Annotated in this window: 11 protein-coding genes; 3 read left to right on the top strand and 8 right to left on the bottom strand. The window is 40.0% G+C overall.

Annotated elements, in window-relative coordinates; all coding sequences use genetic code 11:
• Positions 1–192: 192 nt before the first annotated feature.
• Entirely contained in the window at positions 193–825 is a 633-nt protein-coding gene (locus tag R7Q41_RS23440; RefSeq protein ID WP_158156607.1) for a hypothetical protein, read from the bottom strand.
• Between the two features lie 288 nt (positions 826–1,113).
• Between R7Q41_RS23440 and R7Q41_RS23435 the strand changes: the two genes are divergently transcribed.
• The gene (locus R7Q41_RS23435) at positions 1,114–1,356 is read left to right on the top strand and encodes a type II toxin-antitoxin system Phd/YefM family antitoxin (protein WP_000557294.1); all 243 of its coding nucleotides are present in this window, start codon (positions 1,114–1,116) and stop codon (positions 1,354–1,356) included.
• A gap of 6 nt (positions 1,357–1,362) precedes the next feature.
• Positions 1,363–1,659, top strand: a complete 297-nt coding sequence (locus R7Q41_RS23430) for a type II toxin-antitoxin system RelE/ParE family toxin (RefSeq protein ID WP_206960181.1) — start codon at positions 1,363–1,365, stop codon at positions 1,657–1,659.
• Between the two features lie 169 nt (positions 1,660–1,828).
• On the opposite strand, the gene R7Q41_RS23425 is transcribed toward R7Q41_RS23430, so the two are convergent.
• From R7Q41_RS23425 to R7Q41_RS23400, 6 genes are all read right to left on the bottom strand, one after another.
• Positions 1,829–2,107, bottom strand: a complete 279-nt coding sequence (locus R7Q41_RS23425) for a hypothetical protein (RefSeq protein WP_033007115.1) — start codon at positions 2,105–2,107, stop codon at positions 1,829–1,831.
• Positions 2,108–2,304: 197 nt separating this feature from the next.
• Complete coding sequence (locus R7Q41_RS23420; RefSeq protein WP_225455515.1) at positions 2,305–2,634, bottom strand: MFS transporter permease; 330 nt, start codon at positions 2,632–2,634, stop codon at positions 2,305–2,307.
• Between the two features lie 135 nt (positions 2,635–2,769).
• A complete protein-coding gene (locus R7Q41_RS23415; protein ID WP_213987838.1) occupies positions 2,770–3,363 on the bottom strand; it encodes a hypothetical protein in 594 nt (197 codons plus the stop codon).
• Between the two features lie 146 nt (positions 3,364–3,509).
• Positions 3,510–3,938, bottom strand: coding sequence for a GNAT family N-acetyltransferase (locus R7Q41_RS23410; RefSeq protein WP_318144680.1), 429 nt, complete (start codon positions 3,936–3,938; stop codon positions 3,510–3,512).
• 146 nt (positions 3,939–4,084) lie between these two features.
• The gene (locus R7Q41_RS23405; protein ID WP_318144679.1) at positions 4,085–4,681 is read right to left on the bottom strand and encodes a DJ-1/PfpI family protein; all 597 of its coding nucleotides are present in this window, start codon (positions 4,679–4,681) and stop codon (positions 4,085–4,087) included.
• Positions 4,682–4,793: 112 nt separating this feature from the next.
• Positions 4,794–5,303 (bottom strand): CbrC family protein, encoded by a 510-nt coding sequence (locus R7Q41_RS23400; protein ID WP_318144678.1) that lies wholly within the window; start codon positions 5,301–5,303, stop codon positions 4,794–4,796.
• Positions 5,304–5,550: 247 nt separating this feature from the next.
• On the opposite strand from R7Q41_RS23400, the gene R7Q41_RS23395 reads away from it, so the two are divergent.
• Positions 5,551–5,853: a hypothetical protein gene (locus R7Q41_RS23395; RefSeq protein ID WP_318144677.1), complete on the top strand. Its 303-nt coding sequence runs from the start codon at positions 5,551–5,553 to the stop codon at positions 5,851–5,853.
• Positions 5,854–6,067: 214 nt separating this feature from the next.
• On the opposite strand, the gene R7Q41_RS23390 is transcribed toward R7Q41_RS23395, so the two are convergent.
• On the bottom strand, positions 6,068–6,493 hold the full coding sequence (locus R7Q41_RS23390) for a hypothetical protein (protein ID WP_318144676.1): 426 nt from the start codon (positions 6,491–6,493) through the stop codon (positions 6,068–6,070).
• Positions 6,494–6,587 lie beyond the last annotated feature (94 nt).

Genomic DNA, 6,587 nt, shown 5'->3' with positions numbered 1-6,587 from the left:
CTACCTTAATTTCAAAATGATCTATCACTCTCAATCCTTTAGAGTTGGTTACAATTTTCCTTAAAGTACATAACGCCCTGTTAAGGTGTGAGCAACGCAATACCGCTGCCACCGCAGACTACCTTAAACACAAAACGCAACGCATAGCAAAAATGCCAAGCGTTGCGAATCACTCTTAAACAGATTGTTAGCTTACGCTACTAACAATTTATATAGATCTATAAATAGAGAAATTTCAGGATAGATTGAAGAACCAAAAAACATTGCAAATGCAATCAAAAATACTACCCCTGCTATGAGTTTAGGGTGATTTGAAAGGAGTCCGTTAGGCTTAAGTTTAAACCTAAAAATCTTCCATTTTTTAAGCCCAAACGACAAAACCACCAAGGCAAGATTAATAGCCAACGACACCGCCCAAATGTCCCAGTATCCAGATACACAGAGCGACTTTACAACAGCCCCTAACATGAATGAACTAAATGACAAAGTAAGGAAGACAAAACTACCTTTGAAATACTCTAAGAGCTGCCCGATTTTATTAATATCTTCAATACTAAACGCTTTAGTAGCATATAAGCACAAAAGACCTGCCCAACAGAAAACAATTAGAGAGCCAGCAAGAGTGATCTTCTCTATAACTGTAGCGTTTACATCAACGATTAAATTTAAGGCAGGGTTTTCGTTTATGGTTGTACTGAGTACGTGGTAACCATCTGACTCTAGAATAGGTAGAAGATAACTGTACCCAATACAGAAGAAAATCAAACTTGTTAGAATTAACACAATCCAACTAGCGAAAGGTTTTAATTTTAGTAATTTATTCATACTCTTACTTAAGGAAAATTTAAAGATGCGGATCCTAGCACAGTCATTACGAGAATACACACAAGTATGCTAACGCCCAATTAAGGGGTGAACAACGCCTACAACCAAACCTAAAGCATTGTGCCATAAACACTAAATTTGAAGTAGAACCAAAAATGCCGAGCGTTGTGAATCCCTCTTAAATTGCTTGTTAGTTTATCTTTCACACAAATCGCACGATTTAATTAGATTGACCATTTCATACGACCAACTATAATCTTACTGTAATTCCAGATTTGGAGATTGATCATGCATACATTAACAGCAAATGATGCCAAACGTAATTTTGGTGAGCTACTCCTAAGCGCCCAACGTGAGCCTGTGAAGATTAGCAAGAACAGTAAAGATGCCGTAGTTGTAATGTCTATCAAGGACTATGAAGAACTAGAAGCAATGAAAGCCGATTACCTTAGACATTGCTTCGAGTCCGCAAAACAAGACTTAGCACAAGGTGATGTGGTTGATGGTGAAGACTTTTTAAACGCTTTATAACCCGATATGCAAAAGAACAAATACAAACTGAGTAAATTAGCTCAGACTCATTTACGGAAAATTAAAAGCTATACAGTGAACAATTTCTCCGAGATGCAGTGGCGAAGCTATAAAGATACGTTACTAACTGGTTTTCAAATGCTTGCTGATAATCCAGCTGTTGGTCGTAGTTGTGATGAAATATACCCAAGCGGATTCTATTTCCCTGTAGGCAAGCATACCGCTTACTTTACAAAAGAAGATGGTTTCATTTTAGTTGTAGCTATACTCGGTCAATCACAGCTTCCTCAGAACCATTTATAATCAAGCTTTCACCCTAGATTTGAATTTAGGGTGATGATATTGATTGGTAAACTAACGCCCTGTTAAGGGGTGAGCAACGCAATACCAAAGCCACCGCATACCACCTTAAACACTAAAACCAACGCATAGTGAAAATGCCACGCGTTGCGAATCCCTCTTGAACAGTTTGTTAGGCGACATTTCTACGTTTAACTTCTTTCTCATACGAAGATTCGTTGTATAACCAAATAGCCCAAAATGCGAAAAACATCCCGATCGTGTAAATGGAGTAATTAAGAGCATTATCCGATAAGAAAATCGTAATGCTTGCAGCATCAGAAGATGGATAAAGGAAAATAACATTAAAAATTATGTACAAAATGGCTGTGACGAAAGTTGTTCTGAAAAGCCAATTTAAACATCCTTTCTTTCGAGATTTTTGCCAATTATCAAATGCTTTACCATTCATTAATCCACTCCTTTTCTATTAACTGAAGCTAGATTCACGCCAAGATACTATCACTACTCTATCGTTGATCTCATGTCGCCTAACGCCCTGTTAAGGTGTGAGCAACGCAATACCGAAGCCGCTGCAAACCGCCTTAATCACTAAAATCAACGCATAGTAAAAATGCCACGCGTTGCGAATCACTCTTGAACAGTTTGTTATAAAACAATTCTCACCACTGGCTCAATGACAAAATATACCAACCCAATCACAGCAAAGATAAACGACCACTGGGACAAACTGTTGAAACGTCGTAGCAACCAATATTTAGAGAGTTTTTCAGTAACATCTAGTTCTCCGTCGAAACCATAGTAAACCATTGCAAAAATAGCGTTTAAAGCTAATGCTAAGGCAAATGACAACGTAGAAAAGGCTAACGAGTAGTTTGAAACAATCAGGTCAACCTTATCAATGACTGCTAGAAAGTAGGCAAAACTTGCGCCAGTAAAAGCAGTATGAATCCACTTACCATATTCAGATTTTTCCATGTTTGCCCTCTTGTTTTATAACGCTCTGTTAAGGTGTGAGCGACGCAATACCGAAGCTGCCGCATACCACCTTAAACACTAAAACCACCGCATAGTAAAAATGCCACGCGTTGCGAATCGCTCTTAAACAGTTTGTTAGGTGATTTTTGTAACCAAATAGACAATACCAGTTAGTCCTACAATCAAAAATGGCACACATAAGAATACTGTTAACTTGAATGCCAACTCACCAGTCTTAACTCGCTCCCATTCCTTTTTAAGGATTTGGGAAGCGATTTTTTGTGCTGATATTGCACATTTTTTGCAACTTTCAAAATCTTGGCTATCTGCCATACACGAAACGTTATTTAGCCATGATAAAAACTCGTTGTTTAAGTTACGTAAACTCGCATTTTTATCATTTTTATTAATTCTTAGCGAAATTGTAACTCTCAATCGCATTATTTTTTGAAAGCTGTCCAAAATTTCTTTTTCTTTGATTTTGATTTCTGCTTTATTTTTTTCTGAACCATTTTGTATCAATTCAGCTCTTTCTTTATTCAAATGGCTGACAAGCATACTTGTACTGAGTAGTTCCGCAGTCTCATCCCGTAACTTATCAATCCATTGCTGCCTAAACTCGGATGTCTTAGCATGCTTTGTATTAAGCATATTGAAGAAAGCAAATGCTGCTGTTACCCACGCAGCAATCACACCAACTATAGCTGTATATATTTTTGGATCATCCAACTTAAATACTCCAATGTACCTATCACCTAACGCCGCGTTAAGTGGTGAACAACGACAACCACCAAACCTAAATCATTGTGCCGTAGACACTAAATTCAAAGCAAACCGAAAATGCCAAGCGTTGTGAATCCGTCTTGAACGCTTTGTTAGCCATACTCTCGCCGCAATTTTTTGACCAAGTAATGTACAGCTGTAGATACTGGGTAGTTTTCTAACGTCATTTGGCACGAATAGCCATTCTTTTCACAAAATGGACGAGCTTGAAAGCTGAATGTCTCGACCTGTGCATATTGGCAACCTTGTGACGCGGCATGTTCTTCAAGTTGCTTGAGTAGATGTGTTCCAATGTTGCTTCCACGCAACGACTCTGCGACCCACAACAACTTAACATGGAGCCAATTACCCCAAATTTCTGCGGTAATACCTGCTATTTTGTCTTCTTCATCGTTGTAAACATAGATTGCTACTGGTTGCTCAACTACGCCTTCAAGGTGCTCATCATTGTATTTTCTAAGATGTGAGCGGATTTCCTCAATGTCGCTAATTTTCGGGCTCGAATCTAGCTCAATTTTCATAGTTATTCCTTGTATGGCTAACGCCTTGTTAAGGTGTGAGGCACGCAATACTGAAGCCTCTGCATACCACCTTAATCACTAAACCTACCGCATAGTAAAAATGCCACGCGTGCCGAATCACCCTTGAACAATTTGTTAGGCAAATTTTAAAGATATGCACCGACTACTGACATGCAGTGCTGAACCGTGTTCTCTTTTTCACCGACTGGCGCGACATAATGAATTGCCGATTCAGCATCCGCCCTACTCGACAACTTACTAATAACCCACGCAGCTAAGTACTTTGATGATAAACAACCACCTGCTGTTGCAAGATTACCATTAGCATAAAATGGCTGCTCTAGAACGGTCACTCCTGATTCGACAACCCAAGGTCTCGTTGTTAAATCGGTACAAACTGGTATTTGATGCAGTAAGCCAAGCACGGACATGAGCAAAGTACCTGAACATTGCCCACCAATTAACTGAGTTTCAGGGTTTAGCTTTAACCTTGAAAGTATATCTCTATCTTGAGCAATATCGCGCGTTAGTACACCGCTACCAAACAATACAACGTTGGCTTGATTCGCAAACTCTAGAGGCTGTTGAGATTGAATTGTAACTCCGTTCATTGAAGTGACGTACTGAGATGGACTCGTTATTTGCACGTTCCAACCTGCGTCTTTCATTCGGTTTAAAATTCCCGCTGCTATAAATGAATCAAGTTCATTAAATCCGTCAAATGTTAGTACTGCGATATCCATATCTACTCCTATTTGCCTAACGCCGCATTAAGGTGTGAGCAGCGCTTGGCTATACTTGAGCGAAGCGAAACTGCCAAGCGTTGCGAATCACTCTTAAATGCTTTGTTATGTGCTAGTTACAATCGAAAAACCAATATTTCCGTTTACCAAGACTAAACAAATATACTGATACATTACCTGCCTCTGTGTAATTCTTAAGCCTTTCATTCGGTAACGTTGCCCATAACCAATCAAAGTCTACATCGATATTTTCCGGAATATGAGTTTCAATGAACTCTTGTTTATCTGTGAAGTCCTCTTTTGAAGCTATTCGTTCAAAAACTGGATACTGGCCACTAATTAATGGCCACTCATGGTCTTGCCAACAAGGTAAGGATGGCGTTTTATAGGTGATAGTCTTTGAGTCTTCTGTATCACTCTCAGCGCAATCGTTAGGTTCAATATCTAGTTCTATCAAAGCGCCAGAAGACAAACAAGAGTCACAAATACACTCGATGTCAGTTTGCCCTGGGTACATTCCAGCGTCGTACCATATGCCTACTTTAAAACAAACTGAGCACCGTGTTGGCTCGTCAACCTTGAATGCAAAGTTCTCCGTATCAGAGAAAAACTCAAATTTCATCTGTACTCCTTCTGGCGCATAACGCCCTGCTAAGGGGTGAGCAACGCAATACGAAAGCCGCCGCAAACCACCTTAATCACAAAAATCAACGCATAGTAAAAATGCCACGCGTTGCGAATCCCTCTTGAGCAGTTTGTTAGTCGCGAGGCACCGATCGACAATTTTAAGCCGAACCAAACTTTGCAAACAACAAACTTTATGTGCTTTGATGCAGTTAAATCAGGCGTAGCCTCAAAGCGGCTACTCAATGAAACCACTTGGAACAAACAACGCCGTAGAAAACGGACTGACAACACCAAAAAACGCTTTTGGAAAACTAATCCCACAGTGCGGACTTTCAACGAAATCACTGAAACCACGTGGAATTTACAACATCAAAGAAAACGTTATTTCAGCGAGTAAATCGGCTTTTGTACCAACAAACTCACCGAGCGGAGTTGCAACCAAAAGCAGATTTTCGATTACCCCGCTCTATCACCACCAAAGAACAAAACAACCGCGAGGACACTTGCAAAACTTTGGACTTAAAACAGTTGAAAATGAGTTTTGACCATCGACGATGAACCTGTGAACCGGACGATCAGCAGCCAAATTTTGAGCCTAGAAACATGATTTTGATTGCTAGCTTTTTCTGGCGACTAACGCCTTGTTAAGGGGTGAGCAACGCAATACCAAAGCCGCCGCATACCGCCTTAAACACTAAAACCAACGCATAGTAAAAATGCCACGCGTTGCGAATCCCTCTTGAACAATTTGTTATGTGTTTACTCAAAGTAACCCTCGGAAGCAATTGCGACCGATTGAAAGTACAACCCTTCACCTTCTTCTAAGTCTGGAAGAGTTGGACGCCAGAAGGATAACTGAAGCTCTTTAAATACGTAGCTATAGCCTAACTCTGGATCAGAATCATCATAGTTACCTTCTAGCTGAATTCGTTCGAGCACATTAGTCGCTAATGTCCTATGCACGTCAAAGCCAAGCAATGTCGTTGAAAACAACTCAGAAGCAGCGGCTTCAATGAACTCAACTCTTCCTTCATTATCAAAATCTACCATGAGACCGTCTAAAAAATGATGGCGATGTCCATAGATGCAATCAGGAGCTCCGATAACATTGTTCACTTCAGTTTCTGTCATACCGAGTTTAACTGGACCGATTGAGTTTCCTAGTTTAATTTCGAAAATTTCCATTTTTATCCTAAAAACACATAACGCCCTGTTAAGGGGTGAGCAACGCAATACCGAAGCCGCCGCATACCACCTTAATCACTTAAACCAACGCATA

The sequence above is a fragment of the Vibrio sp. 2096 genome, assembly GCF_033339595.1.
GTDB classification, from domain to species: Bacteria; Pseudomonadota; Gammaproteobacteria; order Enterobacterales; family Vibrionaceae; genus Vibrio; species Vibrio alginolyticus.
Note: the sequence above shows the minus strand (reverse complement) of the source record. Positions and strands in the feature narration are given on the sequence as shown.